Below are 21,558 nucleotides of genomic sequence, written 5' to 3' on the forward strand. Positions count from 1 at the left end.
CACCACTAGGACATGTGTTCGAATACTGGCCATGCGCTGGGAGAACCTGACCGCTCCCCCGGTCGAGGAAAGTCCCGGACGGGCAGCGCCAGCGACGCCACCCCTGCCGCTGGCGCTGCCCGATGCGGTCGTCCGGACCTTCGACACTCCCGACTTCGCCGGCATGACCTTCTACGAGGTGCACGCCAAGTCGATCCTCAACAAGGTCCCGGGCACCTCCCGCGTCCCGTTCGAGTGGACCGTCAACCCGTACCGGGGATGCAGCCATGCATGTTCGTACTGCCTGTCAGGGGAGACTCCAATCCTGATGGCTGACGGAGGCATCAGGGCGATACGCGACCTGGAGGTGGGCGACCGCATCTACGGGACCGAACGACGAGGTACCTACCGCCGCTACGTGGTAACCACCGTTCTGGCCAAGTGGTCGACGGTGAAGCCGGCCTACCGACTCACGCTTGAAGACGGCACGACACTTGTCGCGAGCGGCGACCACCGCTTCCTGACCGATCGGGGTTGGAAGCACGTCACGGGCGCCATGCAAGGCGACGGCCAGCGGCCCTACCTGACCACGAACAACCGCCTGATCGGCACCGGGCGATTCGCAGCCGGACCGAAGGTGAACGACGCCTACCGGAAGGGCTATCTCAGCGGCATGATTCGCGGGGACGGCAACCTCGGCACCCATGTCTACCCGTACGGGGTCGTGCACGAGTTCCGGCTCGCACTGGCCGACGAGGAGGCGCTGCACCGCACCCAGCAGTATCTGGGGGCGTTCGGAGTGCAGACGACACGGTTCTCCTTCACACCTGCGAGTTCACAGCGCAGAGCGGTGGAAGCGATCCGCTCCTCCAAGGCAGTGGATGTCGACGCCATCCGAAGACTCATCATGTGGCCCACCCAGCCCGACGACGACTGGTACCGAGGTTTCCTCGCCGGCGTCTTCGACGCCGAAGGAAGCTGTAACAGGGGGATCCTGCGGATCTCGAATACTGACGACGCCATCCTGACCCGGACAGCGGCCGCGTTCCGTCACTTCGGCCTTTCCGCCGTCCTTGAGGACCGTGGGCTGACCAACCGGGTCCGCACCGTGCGGCTGACGGGTGGCCTCGCTGAACGTCTGCGATTCTTCCACCTGACCGACCCCGCCATCAGCCGCAAGCGGTCGATCGAAGGAGCGGCGGTGAAGTGTCAGGCCAGGCTCCGGGTCACTGCGATCCAATATCTCGGATTGGAGCTCCCCCTGTGGGACATCACCACGGGCACCGGAGACTTCGTCGCCGACGGGGTGGTGAGCCACAACTGCTTTGCCCGGAACACCCACACCTACCTTGACTTCGACGCGGGGGCGGACTTCGACAGCCGAGTGGTCGTCAAGGTCAACGCGGGCGAGTTGCTGCGTCGCGAACTGGCCGCGCCGCGCTGGCGCGGGGCGCACGTGGCGATGGGCACGAACGTCGACTGCTACCAGCGGGCCGAGGGGCGTTACCGGCTCATGCCGCCGATCATCGAGGCGCTGCGCGACTTCGCCAACCCGTTCTCGATCCTGACCAAGGGCACGCTGATCCAGCGTGACCTGCCGCTGCTGCGAGAGGCGGCCGAGGTCACCCGGGTGTCCGTCGCCTTCTCGGTCGGCTTCCTCGACGAGCGGCTGTGGCGCTCGGTCGAGCCCGGCACACCGAGCCCGCGCCGCCGGCTCGACGCGGTACGCCGGTTCGCCGACGCCGGTTTCGAGGTGGGCGTGCTGATGGCGCCGATCCTGCCCGGCCTCTCCGACTCGGACGAGTCGATCGAGGCCACCGTGGCGGCGATCGCCAACGCCGGTGCCGCCAGCGTTACGCCGCTACCACTGCACCTGCGCCCCGGCGCCCGCGAGTGGTACGCGCGCTGGCTCGGGCGGGAGCACCCCCGGCTGGTGCCGCGCTACCGGGAGCTGTTCGGCGCGGGCGCGTACGCGCCGCAGTCCTATCAGCGGGAGCTGACCGCCCGGGTCCGCATCGCCGCCCGCCGGCACGGGCTGATCCGTCCCAGGGCCGACGAGCACCGTGACGCGCCGCAGCCGGCACCGGCACCTGAGCAGCTGACCCTGCTGTGAGCGCGCGCCGAATGCGACGCGGCTACAGTCGGCAGGTGCGTACCGCCCAGCAGATCCTCGCCGACGCCCAGGTGATCGCCGTCGTGGGCGCGTCCCGCGATCCGTTCAAGGCCGCCCACCGCGTACCGCTGGAGATGCAGCGGTACGGCTGGCGCATCATTCCGGTGAACCCGACCGCCGACGAACTCTTCGGCGAGCCGGTGTACCGGTCCCTGGCCGACATCCCCCACCCGGTCGACCTGGTCGACGTGTTCCGACCGGCCGACGACGCCGTGGACGTGGTGCGGCAGGCGGTGGCGATCGGCGCCCCGGCGGTGTGGTTGCAGCTCGGCATCGTGTCGCCGCAGGCTCGGCGGATCGCCGAGGAGGCCGGCATCGACTACGTGGAGGACCGCTGCCTGATCGTGGAGCGGGCCGCCGCCGGGCTGACCCGCCGGAGCTGACCGCTCAGAGCTTGTAGTCGCGGAGCAGGCCGCGGGAGATGATGGTCTTCTGGATCTCCGAAGTGCCCTCGCCGATCAGCAGGAACGGCGCCTCCCGCATCAGCCGCTCGATCTCGTACTCCTTGGAGTAGCCGTAGCCGCCGTGGATGCGGAACGCCTCCTGGACGACCTCGGCGCAGTACTCCGAGGCCAGCAGCTTCGCCATCCCCGCCTCGACGTCGTTGCGCTGGCCGGCGTCCTTGAGCCGGGCCGCGTTGACCATCAGCGCGTGCGCCGCCTCGATCTTCGTGCCCATCTCGGCCAGCTTGAAGGCGATGGCCTGGTGCTTCGCCAGCGGCTGGCCGAAGGTCCGGCGCTGCTGGGCGTACGCGACGGCCAGCTCGAAGGCCCGGATGGAGATGCCGCAGGCGCGGGCGGCGACGTTGACCCGACCGACCTCGATGCCGTCCATCATCTGGTAGAAACCCCGACCCACCTGGTCGGCCCCGCCGAGGACGGCGCTGTCGGGAACGGTGACGCCGTCGAGCACCATCTCGGTGGTCTCGACGCCCTTGTAGCCCATTTTGTCGATCTTGCCGGGGATGGTCAGACCCGGGGCGGTCTCACCGAAGCCGGGTTCCTTCTCCAGCAGGAACGTGCTCATGTTGCCGTAGACCGAGTCGGCGCCGGTCTCGGTGCGGACCAGGGTGGCCACCACCGACGAGTACGCGCCGTTGGTGAGCCACATCTTCTGGCCGTCGATGACGAACCGGTCGCCGTCGCGGACGGCCTTCGACTTGATCGCCGAGACGTCGGAGCCGCACTCCGGTTCCGACATCGAGAAGGCGCCGCGGACCTCGCCGGTGGCCATCCTCGGCAGCAGCCGGGCCCGCTGTTCGGCGGAGCCGTGCTGGGAGATCAGGTACGCCACGATGAAGTGCGTGTTCACGATGCCGGAGATCGACATCCAGCCCCGGGAGAGTTCCTCCACCACCAGGGCGTAGGTCAGCAGGGACTCGCCGAGACCGCCGTGCTCCTCGGCGATGGTGAGGCCGAACAGGCCCATCTCCTTCATCCCGTCGAGGATGTCGGCCGGATACTCGTCGGCGTGCTCCAGGCGCTGCGCGTGCGGGATGATCTCCTTGTCCGCGAATTCCCGGACGGTCTGCAGGATCGCCCGCTGCTCGTCGGTCAGGCCGGGCGTCTGGGCGAGTCGAGCCATCTCAGCCTCCGGAAACTCAGCGCCTACTCACTGGTAACTAAACGCTCGATCAGTATCGGTCGCCCGACCCGGGGGGCCAAGGCGACCAGTGCCCCCAACCACTGTGAAAAGGTTCACCGCTGCGGGTAGCGTCCCGCAGTGAGGGGCCCGCCCACCAGGGACGTTGGGACCGTAGGAGGAGAGCGTGGGCCAACCACCGGAGCCGGACCAGCCACCGTCGCCCTACGAGCCACCACCGGGCGGGCAGCAGCCGCAGTACGGCCAACCGTACGGACAGCAGGGCGAACAGCCGGCGTACGGGCAGCCGTCGTACGAGCACCCGGGCCAGCCGCCGCACGGCCAGCAGTGGGGTCAGCAACCCCCGTACGCCCCACAGGTGCCCTACGGGCAGTACGGACCACCGGCCGGCCCGGGCGGCGGACGCGGCACCAACGTGCTGGCCATCCTCTCGCTGGTCTTCGCCTTCGTCTTCGCACCCGCCGGCATCGCGCTCGGTCACCTGGCCAAGCGGCAACTGCGCACCAGCGGCGAGGACGGCGAGCAGCTCGCCACGTGGGGCCTGATCCTCAGCTACATCTTCACCGGCCTCTTCCTGCTGGCCTGCTGCGGCTGGCTGGCCCTGGCGATCTGGGCCGGCTCCGACGGCACCAGCACCTGAGCCCGTTCAGCGGAACTGGGCCTCGCGGACGCTGTTGCCGCCGTCGACCACCAACATCTGGCCGGTGATGTACGACGCGGCCGGCGAGCAGAGGAAGGTGATCGCCGCGGCCACCTCGTCGGGCGTGCCGGGCCGCCCCACCGGCGTACCCAGACCCTGCTTGATCTCGGCCATGGTCGAGGCCGCGGTGTAGATGGTGCCCGGAGCCACCGCGTTGACCGTCACGCCGTCGGCGATCATCTCCATGGCCAGCGCCCGGGTCAGGCCCACCACGCCCGCCTTGGCCGCCGCGTACGCCGCCTCGGTGGGCAGCGCGTTGACCGGACCGGCGGTGGCGGCCAGATTGACGATCCGACCCCAACCGCGCTCGGCCATGCCGCCGATGAAGGCCCGGCTGCACAGGAAGGCGGTGGTCAGGTTCCGGTCGATCTCGCCCCGCCACTCGTCGTAGCTGAGCTGCGCCACCGGGCGCAGCACCTCCGGGCTGGCCCGGCTGGCCAGACCCGCGTTGTTGACCAGCACCTCGACGTCGCCGAGTTGCTCGGCCACGGCGTCGGCCAGCGCGCCCACCTCCGACTCGTCGGTGAGGTCGGCGACGAAACCGGTCACCCCGAGTTCGCCGGCCCGCTCGTGGATGCGCCGGGTGGTCGACACGATCGCCACCCGGGCGCCCAGGTCGGACAGTCGGCGAGCGGTGGCGTACCCGATGCCGTCCGGGCTGCCCGCCCCCGTCACCAGCGCGACCTTGCCGTCCAACCGCATGGTCACCGGCTCGGGCAGTGGCGCCGGTGCGTCCTGGTCGCCGGGCTCCGGTGCCGCGGCGGACCGTGGTCGCCGGCTCATGCCCGGCCGGCTGACGTCCCGTCTCGGTCTGTTGCCGGAACGGTCCGCCGCGCGCGCGTCAATCCCCATGCCGAGATCCTGCCCTTTCCCGCCACTGTCGGGCAACGCGCACCCGCTGCCGGGCGCGTCGCGAGGTGCGCGGCAATGACTACCCTGACTGCGCCACATCATCGCGACGGAAGAGAAGCCCGATGACGCAACCCCCGCCGGCCGGCGGCTGGCCCGACCCCGCATCGACCGGCCAGCCGTCCAGCCCGCCCGCCGACCCGACGCTGCCGGTCAGCTCGCAGCCGGCCGTTCCACCGCAGCCGTCCGGATACGATCCGTATCAGCCGCCGGCCGACCCGTACGCCGGGATGAAGTCTGACCCGGCCGCCGCGCCGTATCCGCCGGCCGGTTACCCGCCGGCCCAGCCCGCCGGTTACCCGCCGCCGCCCCCGCCCGGCTACGGCTACCCCCAGCCCGGGTACGGCTATCCGCAGCAGAAGACGAACTCGCTGGCGATCGTCGCCCTGGTCCTCTCCCTGATCGGAATCGGCTCGTGCATCACCGCCCCGGTCGGCGCCATCATGGGGCACGTGGCCATGCGCCAGATCCGGGAGACCGGCGAGAGCGGCGAGGGGATGGCCAAGGCCGCCATCATCGTCGGTTGGATCCTCACCGGCCTGCTCGCACTGGTGATCATCGGTTACGCCATCGCGATCGCCTTCGCCATCGCGAACTCGTCCTCCACCACCTGACCGGTGTACGCCCGCCCCGGCCGAGGTCGGGGCGGGCACCGGGTGATCGCCGCGGTTACTCGGCCGGCGGGTTGAACGTCGAGGTGCGGGTCAGGCCGGCGGCCCGACCCTTGGCGGCGATCACCAGCGCCATCTTGCGGGACGCCTCGTCGATCATCTCGTCGCCGAGCATCACCGCACCCAGCCGGCCACCGGCCTCCGAGGTGTAGTGCTGGTAGGCGTCGAGGATCAGTTCGGCGTGGTCGTAGTCGGCCTGGGCCGGCGAGTAGACCTCGTTCGCGGCGTCGATCTGCCCGGGATGCAGTACCCACTTGCCGTCGAAGCCGAGGGCCGCCGACCGCTTGGCCACCTCGCGGAACCCGTCGGTGTCCCGGATCTGCAGGAACGGGCCGTCGATGGCCTGCTTGTCGTGCATCCGGGCGGCCATCAGGATGCGCATCAGGATGTAGTGGTAAGGGTCGCCCGGGTAGTCGGGGATGAGGGCGCCGACCACCAGCGACCTCATGTTGATCGAGGCCATGAAGTCGGCCGGACCGAAGATGATCGTCTCGACGCGGGGCGACGCGGCGGCGATGGCGTCAACGTTGACCAGGCCGGCGGCGTTCTCGATCTGCGCCTCGATGCCGATCCGGCCCACCTCCAGGCCGAGGGTCTTCTCCAGTTGGGTGAGGGTCAGGTCCAGCCACTGCACCTGCGCCGCGTCCTGCACCTTCGGCAGCATCACGCAGTCGAGGTTCGCCCCCGCGCCCTCCACCACGTCGATGACGTCCCGGTAGGTCCACGGGGTGGTGAGGTCGTTGACCCGGACGACCCGGGTCTTGCCGGCCCAGTCACCCTCGTTCAGCGCGGCCACGATGTTCTTGCGGGCGTCCGGCTTGGCCAGTGGGGCGACCGCGTCCTCCAGGTCGAGGAAGACCTGGTCGGCGGGCAGGCCCTGGGCCTTGCCGAGCATCTTGACGCTCGATCCGGGCACGGCCAGACAGGACCGGCGGGGACGCCCGACAACCGCCATCGACGGCGCTCCTTCCGAGGCACGGCCACAGCGCCGCCCCTGACTCAACGATCTCTGAGGTGCTTGTGACGCCACGGTAACCTCGTGCCGTGACCGCGGTGAATGGACCTGTGGAAGATGTCACTGACCGCCGACTGGTCGTGATAACCGGGGCCAGCTCCGGCATCGGACTGGCTGCCGCCATCAAGCTGGCCTGCCGGGGCGACCGGGTGGTCCTGGTCGGCCGGGATCCGGCCCGACTGCGAGCCGCCGCCGACGAGGTCCGCGAGGCGTCCGGGGAGCGGCCCGAGGTGTTCCGGGCCGATTTCGCCGCCCTCGACGACGTCCGGCAGTTGGCCGAGCGGCTGCGCGCCGGGTACGACCGGATCGACGTGCTGGCCAACAACGCCGGCGCGATCGTGCTCCAGCCGGTCACCACCGTCGACGGTTTCGAACTGTCCGTCCAGGCCAACCACCTGGCGCCCTTCCTGCTCAGCAACCTGTTGGCCGACCGGGTACGCCGCATGGTGGTGACCGCCTCCGGCGCGCACCGCAGCGGCACGCTCGATCCGGACGATCTCAACGCCCCGCTGCGCCGTTACCGCCCGATGTCCGCGTACGGCACCAGCAAGCAGGCGAACATCCTGTTCACCGCGGAGGCGGCCCGCAGGTGGCCGCAGGTCGACTCGTACTGCTTCCATCCGGGGGTGGTGCGGACCCGGTTCGGCAACGAGAGTCGGGTGGTCGCCCTGGGCATGCGTCTGCTGCCGTTCCGCAGCCCGGCCAAGGGCGCCCAGACGTTGGTCTGGCTCGCCAACCAGGACGGCTCCCGGTTGACGAACGGTGGTTACTACTTCGACTGCCGGCCACGCCGCCCGTGGCCCAAGGCGACCGACCCGCGGCTCGCTGCGCGACTCTGGGCGGCCAGCGCCGCCGCGGTGGGCATCCCGGACGGGCTGGGCCGCCCGGCCTGAGGTCGCGTCGGGCCGGGCAACCGGGTCGCCCCGGTCGGGAAACATTGCGATACTCCGCGCCATGACCGTCGCGGAGGGCGTCAACCTGCACGTGCTGGGCAAGGACGAGGAACTGGCCGCCCGGTTGGACGCGGAGCTGACCAGTTTCAACCAGCGGGCCACCGGCGCCACCGACGAGGCGGCGCTGTCCGTCCGGGTCACCGACGCGGGCGGCGAGCTGATGGCCGGGCTCACCGGGTGGAGCTGGGGCGGCTGCGCCGGGATCAACATGGTCTGGGTCCGCGCGGATCGCCGTGGCGAAGGCTGGGGCGGTCGGCTGCTGGCGGCGGCCGAGCAGGAGGCCCGACGGCGGGGCTGCGCCGAGATCTCGGTCGCCTCGTTCTCGTTCCAGGCTCCGGGCTTCTATCGCCGGCACGGCTACCTCGACACCGGTCGTCGGGAGGGCATCCCCGGTGGTCACGTCGACCACCAGTTCTGGAAGTCGCTGGTGAACGACCCGGCCGCCGCAGTGCGCCTGGTCGCTCTGGTGGAGCTTCCCGACGGCGCGGTCGAGGCCGGGCAACGGTACGAGGACACCGTGCTGGCGCTGCTGCCACGCCACGGCGGACGGCTGGAACGCCGGCTGCGCACCGGCGACGGGGGTACCGAGGTGCACGTCATCCGGTTCGACACCCGGGCCGGGTACGAGTCGTACCTGGCCGATCCGGAGCGGATCGCGCTGCGGGTGGCGCTCGGCGAGGCCGCCCCGCAGACCCGGGTGCTCGAGGTACACGAGGTGTGACCGGCGGCCGGGACGGCGCCGCCAGACTTGACCGAGCGGTCAACAGCGACTTAAATTAGACCGAGCAGTCAAGTCTGAGGAGTGAGTCGTGGCTCGGGACACTCGGGAGCGCATCGTCGCGGTGGCGCGCGACCTGGTTCACGGCGCCTCGCTGGCCGAGGTGAGCACCGAGGAGATCTGCAAGGCGGCAGGTGTCCACAAGGGGAGTCTCTACCACTTCTTCCCATCCAAGGAGGCGCTCGGCGGAGCCGTGCTGGACCGCAACTGGGAGATGCTGCACGCCGTACTGGAGGAGGCCTTCGTCGCGGACGTAGCGCCGCTGGAGCGCATCGACCGGTTCGTCGACAGCTTCGTGCGGATGCTCTCGTTCATGCGGGAGAGGTTCGGCGCGACTCCCGGCTGCCCACTCGGCGGCCTGGTCGCCGAGGTGGCCGGTCACGGCGACGACGGCCGAGCCCGGGCAGGGCGGGTGTTGTCCGGCTGGACGGGCTATTTCGCCACGGCCATCAGCGAGGCGAAGGGGCGTGGCGACGTGCCGGCCGACGTCGATGCCGACAGTGCCGCGACCCGTGCGCTGGCGCTGATACAGGGGCTGGCGCTGCTGGCCAAGGCGCACGACGACCCGGCCCTGGTGCTGCTCGCCAAGGCCGACATCCGGCTGCTGCTGCGGGCACCTGGCTGACCCTCGCCAGCGACGAGCGCCCCTTCGTCATGCACATTGAGTTGACCGATCGGTCAATTACTGAGGAGGTTCCATGCGGGAGTCGACCACCGACGCGGGCGAGGAGTACCGGTTCACCCGCTTCCGCACCGCCCTGCTGCTCGACGATCTGACGTTCGACCGGAATGCTCCGGCACCCGGTGACCGGATGCCGGCCTTCGACCTGCCGACCCTGGGCGGCGGCCGCTTCACCGACGCCGACCTCGGTCGCCTGCCGGTGCTGATGGTCTTCGGTTCACGGACCTGCCCGGTCACCGAGAGCGCCGGGCCGGTGTTACGCGCCCTGCACCGCGACTTCGGCGACCGGGTGCGGTTCGTTCTGGTAAACACCCGCGAGGCGCACCCGGGCGAGCGTTTCGGTCAGCCCCGGACCGCCGAGGACAAGTGGCGGCATGCCGAGGAGTTGCGCAAGCATCACGGGGTCGCATTCGAGGTGGCCGTCGACGACCTGGATGGCGGGTTGCACCGGGCGATGAGCCCGAAACCCAACTCGGCGTACCTTCTCGACGCCACCGGCGTGATCAGGTACCGGGCCCACTGGGCCAACGATGAGCAGGGCCTGCGGACGGCTCTGGCCGCGATCGCGGCCGGGGGTGCTCCGGCGCGCGGGCGCAGCCGCGCCATGGTCGGACCGCTGCTGCGCGCCGTCGGCCACCTGCCCGAGGTGGTGAGCTTCGCCGGCGGTCGGGTCGAACGTGACATCTGGCTGGCGGCCACGCCGCTGGCCGTGCTCGGGCGGGTCTCCCGCCTGTTCCGGCGACTGCCGGAGGACCGCCGAGGTATCGCCGCGGCAGCGTTCACCGGCGCGGTTGTCGTCCTGGCCGCCGCCGTGGTCGCGGTGGCGTCGTGACCGCCGAGGCGGGCCGCGGCGAACCTGGGAACGACTGCTCAGTCGCGGACCGGCACCGCGTCCGCTGGCACCGCCGTGCTGACGCGTGTCGCACGCCGGGCGGTGCGGGCGCTGGACAACACCACCACGGCCACCCCGACCAGCAGTAGTGACAGGCCGGGCAGGGTCACCGGATCGGGCAGCTGACCCAACCACGCCCAGCCGATCAGCGCCGCGCCGGGTGCCTCCAGCAGGATCAGCACGCTCACCGTGGTGGCCGAGACCCGCCGCAGCGCGTAGCTGAACATCGAGTGGCCGAGCAGCTGTGCCCCGCCGACCAGGGCGAGCACGGCCAGCCAGGTGCCGGTGTCGAAGCCGCTGAGCGGCACCCGGCCGACGAGACAGACCACCAGCAGGATCAGGCCGCACACGCCGTAGCAGATGGTGGTGTAGGTGGCGTTGCTGACGGTGACCCGGGCCCGCTCACCCAGCGCGGTGTACACGGCCGCGAACAGCCCACCGGCCAGCGCCAGCAGATCGCCGGTGAAGGCCTGGCCCGAAACCGTGAAGTCGGCTCCGGTCGCCAGCACCGCCCCGACCACGGCCACCCCGATGCCTACCCAGACACCCACCGGCAACCGGCGGCCCTGCGCCCGGGCGATCAGCCCCTGCCAGACCGGCTGGGTGGCCACCAGCGCCGTTGCCGCAGCCACCGAGGTGAGCTTCGCACTCGGCATCCAGGCGGCGAAATGCGCCGCCAGCGCCACCCCGGAGAGGACGCAGAACATGCCCTCGCGGCGGCCCGCGCCAGTGGTGACGAAGCGGAACTCGGACCGTCGGCGGGTCAGCGCGAACGGACTCAGCACGGCGACGGCCAGCATGTTGCGCCAGAAGGCGACCGCCAGGGCGGGCGCGGCGGCGAACGCGATGAGCGGCGCGGACGACGAGACGGCGAAGACGGCGACGGCGAGTGCCGCGCCGGTCATCAGGTCGAGCGGCGGACGATGGGGTTCGGTGACCACGAGGTGCAATCTTCACACGTCGTAGGGGCAGCACTTTCCGTCAGCGTTCGGTTACGATCATGCGCGTCCTCACCCAGGGCTCCTCCCTTCCGCCCGGAGTCGGTTTCCATGCCCACGTTCCGGGCGGTGCTGTTCGATTTCTTCGGCACGTTGACCCGTCCGGTTCAGCGTGGCGAGGGTCACCTCAGCACCGCCGAACTGCTCGGCTGTCCGCCGGACACCTTTCTCGAGGTGCTCGACCGCAGCTTCTACGAACGCGCCAGCGGGCGCTTCGACACCGTCGAGGGGACCTTGCGCTGGGTGTGCGAACAGGTCGGCGTACACCCTTCGGCGGAGGCATTGCGAGCCGCCGCCGTTGCCCGCCACCAGGCCGTACGCGCGGACACCCGGTTACGGGACGAGGCCGTGCCGACCCTGCGGGCGCTGCGGCGGCGGGGCGTACGGACCGGCGTGATCAGTGACTGCACCCACGAGCTGCCGACGTTCCTGCCGGAGCTGGCGGTCGCCCCGTTGCTCGACGTCCGGGTGTTCTCGGTGCAGGTGGGGCGCTGCAAGCCGGACGCGAGCCTCTACCTGGCCGCCTGTGCGCGGCTGGGCCTGCCGCCGGCCGACTGTCTCTACGTCGGTGACGGCGGCAGCCAGGAGTTGACCGGTGCGCAGCGCGCCGGCCTGAGCGCGGTCCGGCTCGCCGCACCCGACCTCGCCGACCATCTGGTGTTCAACCTCGACGCGGACTGGGCCGGCCGGACCCTGGAATCCCTCTGCCAGGTCGTCGACCTGGTCGACGAGGCTCCCAGCCCGGTCGGCGCACCCGCGTAGCACGCAGCCACCCCGGGCCGGCGTCGCCGCGAACGAGGTTGGTCAGCGCCGCCGGACGCGGTGCAGCCGGAACGGCCGTCGGGTGGCGCGCACCGCCGGCGTCGGCCGGGGCTGCTCGGCCAGCGAGCCGGACGGCAACTCGTCGCCGTGCGCCGGCTGGCCGGCCGGCGCGAGCCGCACCAGGGCGCAGCCGCCGGCTGCCCAGCGGGCGACGAGCTCGGTGGTGGGTCCGGGCGCGTTGAGCCGTTTGGCCGCCACCAACGGAGCGAGCGTTTCCCACTGCTCGGTGCCGGGTGCCACCCGGCTGACCTGTGCCGGCCAGGTGACGATCCGGCCACCGTGATCGCCGCGCTGCGTCACCTGGGCCTCGTCCGCCTCGGCCAGGCCCGGCGCGGACTGCTCCCCAGGGCCGCTGACCACGAACAGCGCGGCCTCCAGGGGTACGCACCACAGGGCCAGCGGCGGGTTGCCGGCCACCGCGACCCAGGCCACCGAGGCCTTCTTCATCGCCTCGTCGACCAGTGGGTGGTTCTCAGGCTCGTCGGTCACCGCGGCATCCTCTCGCATCCGGGCCGGTCCGCGTCCGCCGTCAGCCGACGAACGGCGGGACGAGGATCTCCCCCCGTGCCACCGGCATCACCTGACCGGCGACGCTGGTGCCCACCGCCACGCCACCGGCTGCGGTCACGGTGCAGGCCAACGAGGCCGGTCGGCCCATCTCGACGCCCTGCCGGACGGTGTAGGACGATCGTCCCTCGCCGGGCAGCAGGCCGCTGGCGACCAGCCACACTCCGAGACCGAGCGCGGCCGAACCGGTCGCCGGGTCCTCGGGTACGCCGAGACCGGGGACGAAGACCCGGGCGTGCGCGGTTTGGGTCGCGGGGTTCCAGGAGAAGACGCTGACATGCTCGATGCCGTACCGCCCGGCCGCCACCGGGTCCACCCGGGCCCGGGCGAGGGCGTCGGGGCGTACCGGCAGGAACGGGAACTCCAGGCCACAGCCGGCGACCCGGGGCGCCGGGCCGAGGTGGTCCTCGGCGCCGAGCCCGACCATCTCCAGCAGCGGCTCCGGCTCCAGTTCTGGCCCGAGGGTGGGGCTGCCACCGGTGAGGACGGCGGCGCCCTCGCTCACCTCGATCGGCAGCACCCCGGCACCGCACTCCTGGTTGACCTGCCCGGTCGGAAAGAGGCCTCGGCGAGCGGCGGTGACCGCAGCGCCGACGCTCGGGTGACCGGCGAACGGCAATTCGTCGACCGGCGTGAAGATCCGCGCCCGGTAGGTGGCACCGACCTGGGTGGCGGGCAGCACGAAGACCGTCTCCGACAGGTTGAACTCGCGCGCCAGAGCCTGCATCTGGTCGGTCGCCAGCCCGTCGGCGCCGAAGACCACCGCGAGGGGGTTCCCGGCGTACGGACGGTCGGTGAAGACGTCCACGATCTCGTAAGCCAAGGTCGACATGTTGATAAACACTAGGCCCTCGGGGCGTATGTCCGGGTCACTGCCCGGCCGTGCCGCCCCTGGAGCATCGTCGGCCGGGGCGTCGACACACCACCTAGGCTGGTGCCCGTGAGCACGCCGACCCGGGTGTACATCGCCCGACTTTCCGGAGTCGCTGTCTTCGACCCCAACGGCGACCAGGTGGGCCGGGTACGCGACGCGGTGGCCCGGCTGCGCGTGAGCCAACGGCCGCCCGAGGTCGTCGGTCTGGTCGCCGAGATGCCGATGCGTCGACGGATCTTCCTCTCCATCAACCGGATCACCTCGATCGACGCCGACGCCATCGTGCTCGGCAGCGGCACGTTGAACCTGCGCCGGTTCGAGAAACGCCCGAACGAGTTGCTCGTGCTTCAGGAACTGCTGGACCGCCGGGTACAGGTCGCACCGGAGGGCCGGGCCGCGTCGGTGGTCGACGTGGCGATGGAGTGCAGTCGTGGTGGCGAGTGGTCGCTGACCCGGGTGGCGGTCCGCGAACAGACGGGCCGGTTGGCTCGCCGGGGCCACCTGCACCAGGTCGAGTGGAACCAGGTACGCGGGCTCAGTGGCGTGGCGGAGACCCGGGGCACGGCCAACCTGCTCGCCGTACTGGAGGACATGCGTCCGGCGGACCTGGCGAACGCGCTACAGGACCTGCCCGACGCCCGGCGCAACGAGGTCGCGGCGGCCCTGGACGACCAACGGCTCGCCGACGTGCTCAGCGAGCTGCCCGAGCACGACCAGGTGGAGATCCTCGCCGCGCTGGACCGCGAACGGGCCGCCGACATCCTGGAGGAGATGGACCCGGACGACGCCGCCGACCTGCTCGGTGAGCTGCCGCCGCCGGAGCAGGACGTGCTGCTCGACCTGATGGAACCGGACGAGGCCGATTCGGTGCGGCAGTTGCTCAAGTACACGCCGGGCACGGCCGGCAGCGTGATGACCTCCGAACCGGTCATCCTGCCCCCGGACGCGACGGTGGCGGAGGCCCTCGCGCGGATCAGGGAGCCCCAGCTCTCCCCGGCGGTGGCCGCGCAGGTCTTCGTGGCCCGGGCGCCGATGGCCACCCCCACCGGCCGCTACCTGGGCATGGTGCACTTCCAACGGCTGCTCCGCGAACCCCCGGCCGACCTGCTCGGCGGGGTGGTGGTCAACGACATCGATCCGCTGCGTCCGACCACCCCACTGCCGGAGATCACTCGCCGGATGGCCACCTACGATCTGGTGGCCATGCCGGTGATCGACCGGAACAACCGGCTGGTGGGTGCCGTCACCGTCGACGACGTGCTGGACCACTCACTGCCCCGGGACTGGCGGGACCGGGACGGCGCGTCGAGTGGCCTACCGAACGGGGCGACGACCCCGGCCGTTCCGGACCCGGCGACGGACGGTGGTCATGACTGAGCAGCGGCGCACGGAACGGCTCGACCTACCGCGGGAGCCCCGGGGCTTCAAGCTGCCCCGGGTGGACCAGGAGACGTTCGGACGCTGGGCCGAGGGCATCGCCCGTGGCATGGGCACGGCGAACTTCATCGTCTACATGACGCTGGTGATCAGCGCATGGTTCCTCTGGAACACCCTCGCTCCGGCGGGAATGCGCTTCGACCCGTACACCTTCACCTTCCTCACCCTGGTGCTCTCCATCCAGGCCTCGTACGCGGCGCCGCTGATCCTGCTGGCACAGAACCGTCAGGCCGACCGCGATCGGGTGGCGATGGAGGAGGACCGACGCCGGGCGACCATGCAGAAGGCCGACACGGAGTACCTGGCCCGGGAGATCGCCGCGCTGCGGATCGCACTCGGCGAGGTGGCCACCCGGGACTTCGTCCGCTCCGAGCTGGCCCGGCTGGCCGAGGAGTTGGACGAGGCGGCGCAGCGGCGACAGCGGCTGGAGCGCCGGCACCGGGACGACCCGGCCGCCCGGGCCGGCGGTGACGGGCTGGACGAGCCCCGCGACGAGGTGGACGGCGACCAACCGGGTGACGGTCGTCACGACCCGGCGGCCTCCCACCGCCCGGAGAGCTGATCGACTCGCTCACACCGTTGTCACCGGCACCGGTGACGGCCTGCCGCCGACGTAGCATTACGGGCATGTCAGCTCCCGTCAGCACCGTCAACGACGCCGTCCTGGCCGCCCTGGCCACCGTCAACGACCCGGAGATCCGCCGGCCGATCACCGAACTCGGCATGGTGCGTTCCGCCGAGGTCGGCGAGGACGGCGTGGTCCGGGTCGAGTTGCTGCTGACCGTGGCCGGTTGCCCGCTGAAGGACAAGCTCCGGGCGGACATCACCGCGGCCGTGGGCACGGTGAGTGGGGTCAGCGGCGTCGAGATCGAGTTCGGGGTGATGAGCACCGAGCAGCGCCAGGAGCTCCAGGCGAAGCTGCGCGGCGGCGGCGCGACTGAGGAGCCGGTGATCCCGTTCGCCCAGCCCGGCTCCCGCACCCGGGTGTACGCGGTGGCCAGCGGCAAGGGCGGTGTCGGCAAGTCCAGCGTGACGGTCAACCTGGCCGCCGCACTGGCCGCCCGGGGTCTGTCCGTCGGCGTGGTGGACGCGGACATCTACGGGCACTCGGTGCCGCGGATGCTCGGTGCGGACGGCCGGCCCACCCGGGTCGAAGACATGATCATGCCGCCGCAGGCGCACGGGGTGAAGGTCATCTCGATCGGGATGTTCACCGCCGGCAACGCCGCCGTGGTCTGGCGGGGTCCGATGCTGCACCGCGCGTTGCAGCAGTTCCTCGCCGACGTCTACTGGGGTGATCTCGACGTCCTGCTGCTCGACCTTCCCCCGGGCACCGGCGACGTGGCGATCTCGCTGGCCCAACTGCTGCCGAACGCCGAGATCCTGGTGGTCACCACCCCGCAGGCCGCCGCCGCCGAGGTCGCCGAGCGGGCGGGCGCGATCGCGTTGCAGACCCACCAGCGGGTGGTCGGTGTGATCGAGAACATGTCCTGGCTGGAGCTGCCCGACGGCTCCCGGATGGAGATCTTCGGTGCCGGCGGCGGCCAGACGGTGGCGGATTCGCTGACCCAGACGATCGGCGCGTCGGTGCCGCTGCTGGGTCAGGTCCCGCTGGACACCCGGGTCCGGGAGGCGGGCGACGAGGGCAACCCGATCGTGCTCGCCGAGCCGGATTCTCCGGCGTCGAAGGCGCTGGGCCAGGTGGCCGACCGGCTCGCGCTGCGTCGCGAGTCCCTGCTCGGCAAGCCGCTGGGTCTCAAGCCGGCCGGACGCTGAGCCGCCGGTACAACCTCGCCCGGTCAGGCGCGGAGGCCGCCTCTCGTGGCGGCGGTCAGGTGACGTCGTCGTAGCTGACCGCCCGGGGAGCCGGCACCGGGCTGGTGGTGCTCGCCGGGGGCAGACCGGACCGGCGCGGGTCGGCCGCGTTCGCGACATCCTTGAGCTCGTCGTGCACACCGGTGACATCGGCGCGGAGGCCGTCGTAGACGCCCTGAAGCGGCTTCCGGATCGCCTGCTCGTCCTCCTCGCTGAGCAGATGCTTGCGGATGAACGCCTTGGGGTGCAGATCCTCCAACTGGATGTCGGTGCCCAGTTCCTTGCTCAGGTCCGTGGTGGCGCTGCGGGCCATGTTGCGTAGGTTGCGCACCATCCGCAGCCCGTCACTGATCACCGCCGGCAGCCGGTCGCCGAAGATCAGCAGCGCCAGCAGCAGCAGCGCTCCGACCTCCCACACGTTCAGGTTCTCGAACACCCTCGGTCCCCCTTTCCCCCGGCTACCGCAGCCAGAGTACGCACGTCGGTGCCGCTGCCAGAAGAGGGTGCACGGGTCACTTCGCGTCCGCGGCGAGGGTGACCGAGGCGTTCTGTCTGGTCGAACCCCGGCGGTACTCGACGGTCACCACCGAGCCGGGCGCGTACTTGCGGACCAGGGCGATGAGGTCGGTCGGCTCGGTCATCGGGCGACCGTTCAGCTTCAGGATCACGTCACCGGCGCGCAGTCCCGCACCGGCGGCCGGGCCGGACGGCTCGACCGTCGCGAGGCGTACGCCGGCACCGTTGGTGCCCGAGCCGGGCCCGCCCACCTGAGCGCCGATCACCGTACGACGGGCCTTCCCGGTGCCGATGATGTCCTGGGTGATCCTTTTCGCCTGGTTGATCGGGATCGCGAAGGCGAGGCCGATGTTGCCGGCCTCCTGCCCCTCGGCGACCAACGACTTGATCGTGGAGTTGACGCCGATGACCCGTCCCGCCGCGTCGACGAGCGGGCCGCCCGAGTTGCCGTGGTTGACCGCGGCGTCGGTCTGGATGGCGGCGTAGTAGCGCGTCGGTCCGCCCGGCTCGCCGGCGTGCATCGTCCGGTCCAGGGCGCTGACGATGCCCGCGGTGACCGTGTTCGCCAACGACAGCGGCGAACCCATCGCCAGCACCGGGTCGCCGACGGCCAGGGCGTCGGAGTCGCCGAATTCGACCGGGCGCAGCCCGGTGCGGGAGACCTTGATCACCGCGATGTCGGACTCCGCGTCCTGTCCCACCACGGTCGCGGACGCCGAGCTGCCGTCGTTGAAGATGACCGACGCCTTCCCGGTGCCGCCGGCCACCACGTGGTCGTTCGTGATCACATGCCCGTCGGCGCTGGCGATGAAGCCTGAGCCCTCGCTGGTGCCACCCAGGCCGGCGACCCGGACGGTGACCACGCTGGGCAGCACCCGCTCGGCGACGCCGGCCAGCGATTCCGGCGGGCGTTGGGCGAGCGTCGGCGCCGCACCGGGGACCGCGCCCAGCACCGTCGCACCGGCACCACCACGGATCGCGAAGGCGTAGCCCAGCGCACCACCGAGCGCGCCGGCGAGCAGGGCGGTCACCAGCGGAATGAGCAGCAGTTGCTGGAGTCTCGGCCGGCCAGCCGCGTCGGGATCGACGACCGGTTCCGGTTCGCTGCCGACGACCGGTGCCGCGGGCAGCACCACCGCCGCCGGTGCGTGCGGATCCCGCCACGGATCGGCGAGCGCGTCGGACCACCACGGCGACCCGGCATGGCCGCCGTCCTGCGGTGTCGCCGGTCCACCGGCCGTCGGATGCCCGGCCGTCGGATGCCCGGCCGCTGCTCCACCCACGCCGGGCTGGCGCCAGTCCCAGCCGTCGGTCACTCGGTGCCTCCCACTCCCGTCCCCCGGTGTCCACGCGTCCGCGATCCGGCGCGGGCTACCGGACACCGCTTCCAGGATTGCACGGATGCGCCGCACCGGGTCAGCGGTTGTCACCGCGGGTGGATGCCCCGCTGCGCTCAGAGCTGGCCGCCTTTAGAGTCACAGTGCCCAACCGCCCTGCGCATCATGCTCGTCGCCCGGAGGTGCCCCATCGCCACGGTCGCCGGTTCCGGCAGTTCGACGAACCCGGCCCTGCAGTTCGCCGAGTCGTACGTCACCGAGGACCTCGTCCTGCGGACCGCCCGCAGCCTCGCCCGCGAGGTCGGCCTGGACGCGGTCACCGCAGGCGCGGGTGCCGCGTTGCGCCTGCTCGCCGCCGCCGGCAACGCCCGCGCGGTGGTCGAGATCGGCACCGGCACCGGTGTCAGCGGGGTGTGGCTGCTGCGCGGGATGCGGGCCGACGGGGTGCTCACCACCATCGACGTCGAGGTGGAGCATCAGCGGATCGCCCGGCGCATCTTCGCCGAGGCCGGCTTCGTCTCCGGCCGCACCCGGATCATCACCGGCCGGGCGCTGGACGTCCTGCCCCGGCTCGCCGACGGCGCGTACGACCTGGTCTTCGTCGACGCCGAGGTGACCGGCTTCACCGCCTGCGTGGACGCCGCGTTGCGCCTGCTGCGGCCGGGCGGCGTACTGGTGCTCAACGGTGCGCTGGCCGGCGGCCGGATCGGCGACCCGGCCGCCCGCGATTCGGAGACGGTGCTGGTGCGCGAGACGGTGAAGGCCATCCGCGAGTCGGAGCACTGGATTCCGGCGCTGCTGCCGGTCGGCCACGGGCTGCTGGCCGCGGTGCGCTGCTGAGCCGAGGCACCCGGCCGCGCTGGCGGGCCGGCAGCGGTACCGAGCGGCCGGCTGCGGGGTGAGCCGGCCGCGCCCCGCACACCGTCAGTCCAGCGCCGCCAACCAGCGCAGCAGCCCGCGTACGCCCCAGCCGGTCGCGCCCCGGGTCAGCTCCGCGTCGTCGCGTTCGCACCAGGAGGGTGCGGACATGTCGATGTGCAGCCACCGGTCGGCCAGCTCGCCGGTGAACTCCCGCAGGTAGAGCGCGGCCAGCACGGAACCACCGCCCTGCGTCGGCGCGCTGTGCAGGTCGGCCAGGTCGCTGCCGAGGTGCTCGACGTAGTCGGCGGGCAGCGGCATCCGCCAGGCCGACTCACCGGCCGACCTGATCGCCGCCAGCAGATCCTCGGCGAGCTGGTCGTTGTCGCTGTAGAGGGCGCCGGTGCGGGTGCCCAGCGCCACCGCGTTCGCGCCGGTCAGGGTGGCCAGGTCGACGAGCAGGTCGGGCTTGAGCTCCTGGACGGCGTACGCCAGCGCGTCGGCGAGCACCAGCCGCCCCTCGGCGTCGGAGTTCGTCGTCTCGCTGGTCATCCCGCCGTAGTGCCGCACGACGTCGCCGGGCCGGAACGCGGCCCCGCTGACCATGTTCTCGGCCAGCGGCGCAAGCGTGGTCACCCGGACCGGCAGGCCCAGCGTGGCGGCACCGAGGGTGGCCGCCACGACGGCGGCGGCGCCGGCCATGTCCTTGCGCATCAGCTTCATCGCCGGCACCGGCTTGATCGAGATGCCGCCGGTGTCGAAGGTGATGCCCTTGCCCACCAGGACCACATGGGTCCGGGCGTCCGCGGGGTGCCAGTCCAGCTCGACCAGGCGCGGGCCGCTGGCCGATCCGCCACCGACGGCGAGGATGCCGCCGAAGCCCTCGGCCGCCAGTTGCTCCGGCTCGCGAACCCGCAGCGTGAGCCCGGGCAGGTCGGCCGCGGCCTCGGTGACCTGCTCGGCGAACCACTGCGGGTTCTTCACCGAGGAGGGCATGTTGGTGAGGTCCCGGGCCAGTCGGGTCAGCCGGGCGGTGGTCCGCGCCACCTCGACGGCCTGCTCGTACGCCTCGGGGTCGGTGACCGCCAGGTCGACGTCGGTGAGCGCGGGCGCGTCGGTGTCCGCACCCAGCCGGAACCGGTACGACGCCAGCAGCAGTCCCTCGACCAGGCCGCGCACCGCCTCGGGTGCCACCCCGCTCGGCAGGGCGAGTGTGACATGAGTCTCATCTTTGGCGGCACGGGCCAGTGCCGCGCCGCTCGCCCGCCACGCCGCCTCGTCGGCCGCGCCGATTCCGAGCAGCAGCAGCCGCCCGGGGCCGCCCCCGGGGCGCAGCTGAACGTGCACCTCGCCGGCCCCGCCCGAGAGCCGCGCCGCCGGGATCAACGCGGCCACCTCGTCGGCGATCCCGTCGGGTGGGGTCACCGCGGTCGGCACCGACTCGGCCGGCGCATCCTCGGCGGCGCCGGGCCGCACGGGCAGGATGAGGGTGTCGAGCCGTTCCGGCTCGGCGGTCAGACGAATGGCGAGCACGCGGAGCCGTACCTCCTGGAGACGGACGCGCGGTGGGTCGGACCGCGCGAAGGTGTGACGGCTCTGAGCCACCGGTGGGACCGGTGGCTCAGAGCCAGGAACCAGACGAACTGTCCGCGGCGGCGAGCGTCGCCGACGCACCGGCCACACTCAGCCGGCGGCCGCCTTCAGCGCGTCACCGAGAGCAGTCGCCTCGTCGGGAGTCATCTCGACGACGAGCCGGCCACCGCCCTCCAGCGGGACCCGCATGACGATGCCCCGGCCCTCCTTGGTGACTTCCAGCGGACCGTCGCCCGTCCGCGGCTTCATCGCCGCCATGTTGTCTCCCCTCAGACCTACACCAGGGTCGGTGGGTTGCCCCACAGCCACTTCGCCATGACCACCCGCAACTTGCACGTGGGTGTCGACCGACGATTTTCCCTGATGAACACCGCCGGACCCAAACCG

At 71.6% G+C, this 21,558-nt stretch carries 23 protein-coding genes; 13 read left to right on the forward strand and 10 right to left on the reverse strand.

Features of this window, described 5'->3' with window-relative positions:
• The first annotated feature begins 31 nt into the window (after window positions 1-31).
• Window positions 32-2,092: an intein-containing Rv2578c family radical SAM protein gene (locus O7605_RS16110; protein WP_269739945.1), complete on the forward strand. Its 2,061-nt coding sequence runs from the start codon at window positions 32-34 to the stop codon at window positions 2,090-2,092.
• A gap of 35 nt (window positions 2,093-2,127) precedes the next feature.
• Window positions 2,128-2,535, forward strand: coding sequence for a CoA-binding protein (locus tag O7605_RS16115; protein WP_269739946.1), 408 nt, complete (start codon window positions 2,128-2,130; stop codon window positions 2,533-2,535).
• Window positions 2,536-2,539: 4 nt separating this feature from the next.
• Here the strand turns inward: O7605_RS16115 and O7605_RS16120 are convergent, their stop codons facing one another.
• Window positions 2,540-3,736 carry an acyl-CoA dehydrogenase family protein gene (locus O7605_RS16120; RefSeq protein ID WP_269739947.1) on the reverse strand — a complete coding sequence of 399 codons (1,197 nt, stop codon included), beginning with the start codon at window positions 3,734-3,736 and terminating at the stop codon, window positions 2,540-2,542.
• A gap of 184 nt (window positions 3,737-3,920) precedes the next feature.
• Here O7605_RS16120 and O7605_RS16125 point away from each other — a divergent pair, with 184 nt between their 5' ends.
• Window positions 3,921-4,394: a DUF4190 domain-containing protein gene (locus tag O7605_RS16125; RefSeq protein WP_269739948.1), complete on the forward strand. Its 474-nt coding sequence runs from the start codon at window positions 3,921-3,923 to the stop codon at window positions 4,392-4,394.
• Window positions 4,395-4,400: 6 nt separating this feature from the next.
• Here O7605_RS16125 and O7605_RS16130 read toward each other — a convergent pair whose 3' ends face one another.
• Complete coding sequence (locus O7605_RS16130) at window positions 4,401-5,306, reverse strand: SDR family NAD(P)-dependent oxidoreductase (protein WP_443083935.1); 906 nt, start codon at window positions 5,304-5,306, stop codon at window positions 4,401-4,403.
• 122 nt (window positions 5,307-5,428) lie between these two features.
• Here O7605_RS16130 and O7605_RS16135 point away from each other — a divergent pair, with 122 nt between their 5' ends.
• Window positions 5,429-5,977 carry a DUF4190 domain-containing protein gene (locus tag O7605_RS16135; protein WP_269739949.1) on the forward strand — a complete coding sequence of 183 codons (549 nt, stop codon included), beginning with the start codon at window positions 5,429-5,431 and terminating at the stop codon, window positions 5,975-5,977.
• 55 nt (window positions 5,978-6,032) lie between these two features.
• Here the strand turns inward: O7605_RS16135 and O7605_RS16140 are convergent, their stop codons facing one another.
• Window positions 6,033-6,989 carry an HpcH/HpaI aldolase/citrate lyase family protein gene (locus O7605_RS16140; RefSeq protein WP_269739950.1) on the reverse strand — a complete coding sequence of 319 codons (957 nt, stop codon included), beginning with the start codon at window positions 6,987-6,989 and terminating at the stop codon, window positions 6,033-6,035.
• Between the two features lie 110 nt (window positions 6,990-7,099).
• Here O7605_RS16140 and O7605_RS16145 point away from each other — a divergent pair, with 110 nt between their 5' ends.
• The 4 genes from O7605_RS16145 (at window position 7,100) to O7605_RS16160 (ending at window position 10,294) form a co-directional block, all read left to right on the forward strand.
• Entirely contained in the window at window positions 7,100-7,942 is an 843-nt protein-coding gene (locus tag O7605_RS16145; protein WP_269742655.1) for an SDR family NAD(P)-dependent oxidoreductase, read from the forward strand.
• Window positions 7,943-8,003: 61 nt separating this feature from the next.
• Complete coding sequence (locus tag O7605_RS16150; RefSeq protein WP_269739951.1) at window positions 8,004-8,723, forward strand: GNAT family N-acetyltransferase; 720 nt, start codon at window positions 8,004-8,006, stop codon at window positions 8,721-8,723.
• A gap of 88 nt (window positions 8,724-8,811) precedes the next feature.
• Window positions 8,812-9,405 carry a TetR/AcrR family transcriptional regulator gene (locus O7605_RS16155; protein ID WP_269739952.1) on the forward strand — a complete coding sequence of 198 codons (594 nt, stop codon included), beginning with the start codon at window positions 8,812-8,814 and terminating at the stop codon, window positions 9,403-9,405.
• A gap of 73 nt (window positions 9,406-9,478) precedes the next feature.
• Window positions 9,479-10,294 (forward strand): TlpA family protein disulfide reductase, encoded by an 816-nt coding sequence (locus O7605_RS16160; protein ID WP_269739953.1) that lies wholly within the window; start codon window positions 9,479-9,481, stop codon window positions 10,292-10,294.
• A 38-nt stretch (window positions 10,295-10,332) separates the two neighbouring features.
• Here the strand turns inward: O7605_RS16160 and O7605_RS16165 are convergent, their stop codons facing one another.
• On the reverse strand, window positions 10,333-11,259 hold the full coding sequence (locus tag O7605_RS16165; RefSeq protein ID WP_269742656.1) for a DMT family transporter: 927 nt from the start codon (window positions 11,257-11,259) through the stop codon (window positions 10,333-10,335).
• 144 nt (window positions 11,260-11,403) lie between these two features.
• Here O7605_RS16165 and O7605_RS16170 point away from each other — a divergent pair, with 144 nt between their 5' ends.
• Complete coding sequence (locus O7605_RS16170; RefSeq protein ID WP_269739954.1) at window positions 11,404-12,114, forward strand: HAD family hydrolase; 711 nt, start codon at window positions 11,404-11,406, stop codon at window positions 12,112-12,114.
• A gap of 42 nt (window positions 12,115-12,156) precedes the next feature.
• Here O7605_RS16170 and O7605_RS16175 read toward each other — a convergent pair whose 3' ends face one another.
• Complete coding sequence (locus O7605_RS16175) at window positions 12,157-12,681, reverse strand: hypothetical protein (protein ID WP_269739955.1); 525 nt, start codon at window positions 12,679-12,681, stop codon at window positions 12,157-12,159.
• Between the two features lie 22 nt (window positions 12,682-12,703).
• Window positions 12,704-13,573, reverse strand: coding sequence for a PhzF family phenazine biosynthesis protein (locus O7605_RS16180; protein ID WP_269739956.1), 870 nt, complete (start codon window positions 13,571-13,573; stop codon window positions 12,704-12,706).
• 108 nt (window positions 13,574-13,681) lie between these two features.
• On the opposite strand from O7605_RS16180, the gene O7605_RS16185 reads away from it, so the two are divergent.
• The 3 genes from O7605_RS16185 (at window position 13,682) to O7605_RS16195 (ending at window position 16,828) form a co-directional block, all read left to right on the forward strand.
• Window positions 13,682-14,992, forward strand: a complete 1,311-nt coding sequence (locus tag O7605_RS16185) for a magnesium transporter MgtE N-terminal domain-containing protein (protein WP_269739958.1) — start codon at window positions 13,682-13,684, stop codon at window positions 14,990-14,992.
• The gene (locus O7605_RS16190; protein WP_269739960.1) at window positions 14,985-15,614 is read left to right on the forward strand and encodes a DUF1003 domain-containing protein; all 630 of its coding nucleotides are present in this window, start codon (window positions 14,985-14,987) and stop codon (window positions 15,612-15,614) included. Before O7605_RS16185 ends, O7605_RS16190 begins: the two co-directional genes overlap by 8 nt.
• Window positions 15,615-15,679: 65 nt before the next feature.
• Window positions 15,680-16,828, forward strand: a complete 1,149-nt coding sequence (locus O7605_RS16195; protein WP_269739961.1) for an Mrp/NBP35 family ATP-binding protein — start codon at window positions 15,680-15,682, stop codon at window positions 16,826-16,828.
• A gap of 55 nt (window positions 16,829-16,883) precedes the next feature.
• Here the strand turns inward: O7605_RS16195 and O7605_RS16200 are convergent, their stop codons facing one another.
• Window positions 16,884-17,303, reverse strand: a complete 420-nt coding sequence (locus O7605_RS16200; protein WP_269739962.1) for a preprotein translocase subunit TatB — start codon at window positions 17,301-17,303, stop codon at window positions 16,884-16,886.
• Between the two features lie 76 nt (window positions 17,304-17,379).
• The gene (locus O7605_RS16205) at window positions 17,380-18,699 is read right to left on the reverse strand and encodes a S1C family serine protease (RefSeq protein WP_269739963.1); all 1,320 of its coding nucleotides are present in this window, start codon (window positions 18,697-18,699) and stop codon (window positions 17,380-17,382) included.
• Window positions 18,700-18,885: 186 nt separating this feature from the next.
• On the opposite strand from O7605_RS16205, the gene O7605_RS16210 reads away from it, so the two are divergent.
• Window positions 18,886-19,560: an O-methyltransferase gene (locus tag O7605_RS16210; RefSeq protein ID WP_269739964.1), complete on the forward strand. Its 675-nt coding sequence runs from the start codon at window positions 18,886-18,888 to the stop codon at window positions 19,558-19,560.
• Between the two features lie 84 nt (window positions 19,561-19,644).
• Here the strand turns inward: O7605_RS16210 and O7605_RS16215 are convergent, their stop codons facing one another.
• Both O7605_RS16215 and O7605_RS16220 read right to left on the reverse strand, forming a co-directional pair.
• The gene (locus O7605_RS16215) at window positions 19,645-21,111 is read right to left on the reverse strand and encodes a leucyl aminopeptidase family protein (RefSeq protein ID WP_269739965.1); all 1,467 of its coding nucleotides are present in this window, start codon (window positions 21,109-21,111) and stop codon (window positions 19,645-19,647) included.
• A 150-nt stretch (window positions 21,112-21,261) separates the two neighbouring features.
• Window positions 21,262-21,429: a DUF3117 domain-containing protein gene (locus O7605_RS16220; protein WP_013283866.1), complete on the reverse strand. Its 168-nt coding sequence runs from the start codon at window positions 21,427-21,429 to the stop codon at window positions 21,262-21,264.
• Between the last annotated feature and the right edge of the window lie 129 nt (window positions 21,430-21,558).

The organism is Verrucosispora sp. WMMA2121 (genome assembly GCF_027460185.1).
GTDB lineage: Bacteria > Actinomycetota > Actinomycetes > Mycobacteriales > Micromonosporaceae > Micromonospora > Micromonospora palythoicola.

What these genes read in the sequence shown, in the direction of transcription:
- O7605_RS16210 (WP_269739964.1), top strand. Translation starts at nt 18,886, where the DNA reads ATGCTCGTCGCCCGGAGGTGCCCCATCGCCACGGTCGCCGGTTCCGGC.
- O7605_RS16180 (WP_269739956.1), bottom strand. Translation starts at nt 13,573, where the DNA reads ATGTCGACCTTGGCTTACGAGATCGTGGACGTCTTCACCGACCGTCCG.
- O7605_RS16150 (WP_269739951.1), top strand. Translation starts at nt 8,004, where the DNA reads ATGACCGTCGCGGAGGGCGTCAACCTGCACGTGCTGGGCAAGGACGAG.
- O7605_RS16140 (WP_269739950.1), bottom strand. Translation starts at nt 6,989, where the DNA reads ATGGCGGTTGTCGGGCGTCCCCGCCGGTCCTGTCTGGCCGTGCCCGGA.
- O7605_RS16120 (WP_269739947.1), bottom strand. Translation starts at nt 3,736, where the DNA reads ATGGCTCGACTCGCCCAGACGCCCGGCCTGACCGACGAGCAGCGGGCG.
- O7605_RS16110 (WP_269739945.1), top strand. Translation starts at nt 32, where the DNA reads ATGCGCTGGGAGAACCTGACCGCTCCCCCGGTCGAGGAAAGTCCCGGA.
- O7605_RS16165 (WP_269742656.1), bottom strand. Translation starts at nt 11,259, where the DNA reads ATGACCGGCGCGGCACTCGCCGTCGCCGTCTTCGCCGTCTCGTCGTCC.
- O7605_RS16195 (WP_269739961.1), top strand. Translation starts at nt 15,680, where the DNA reads ATGTCAGCTCCCGTCAGCACCGTCAACGACGCCGTCCTGGCCGCCCTG.
- O7605_RS16190 (WP_269739960.1), top strand. Translation starts at nt 14,985, where the DNA reads ATGACTGAGCAGCGGCGCACGGAACGGCTCGACCTACCGCGGGAGCCC.
- O7605_RS16135 (WP_269739949.1), top strand. Translation starts at nt 5,429, where the DNA reads ATGACGCAACCCCCGCCGGCCGGCGGCTGGCCCGACCCCGCATCGACC.
- O7605_RS16170 (WP_269739954.1), top strand. Translation starts at nt 11,404, where the DNA reads ATGCCCACGTTCCGGGCGGTGCTGTTCGATTTCTTCGGCACGTTGACC.
- O7605_RS16160 (WP_269739953.1), top strand. Translation starts at nt 9,479, where the DNA reads ATGCGGGAGTCGACCACCGACGCGGGCGAGGAGTACCGGTTCACCCGC.
- O7605_RS16130 (WP_443083935.1), bottom strand. Translation starts at nt 5,306, where the DNA reads ATGGGGATTGACGCGCGCGCGGCGGACCGTTCCGGCAACAGACCGAGA.
- O7605_RS16175 (WP_269739955.1), bottom strand. Translation starts at nt 12,681, where the DNA reads ATGCGAGAGGATGCCGCGGTGACCGACGAGCCTGAGAACCACCCACTG.
- O7605_RS16220 (WP_013283866.1), bottom strand. Translation starts at nt 21,429, where the DNA reads ATGGCGGCGATGAAGCCGCGGACGGGCGACGGTCCGCTGGAAGTCACC.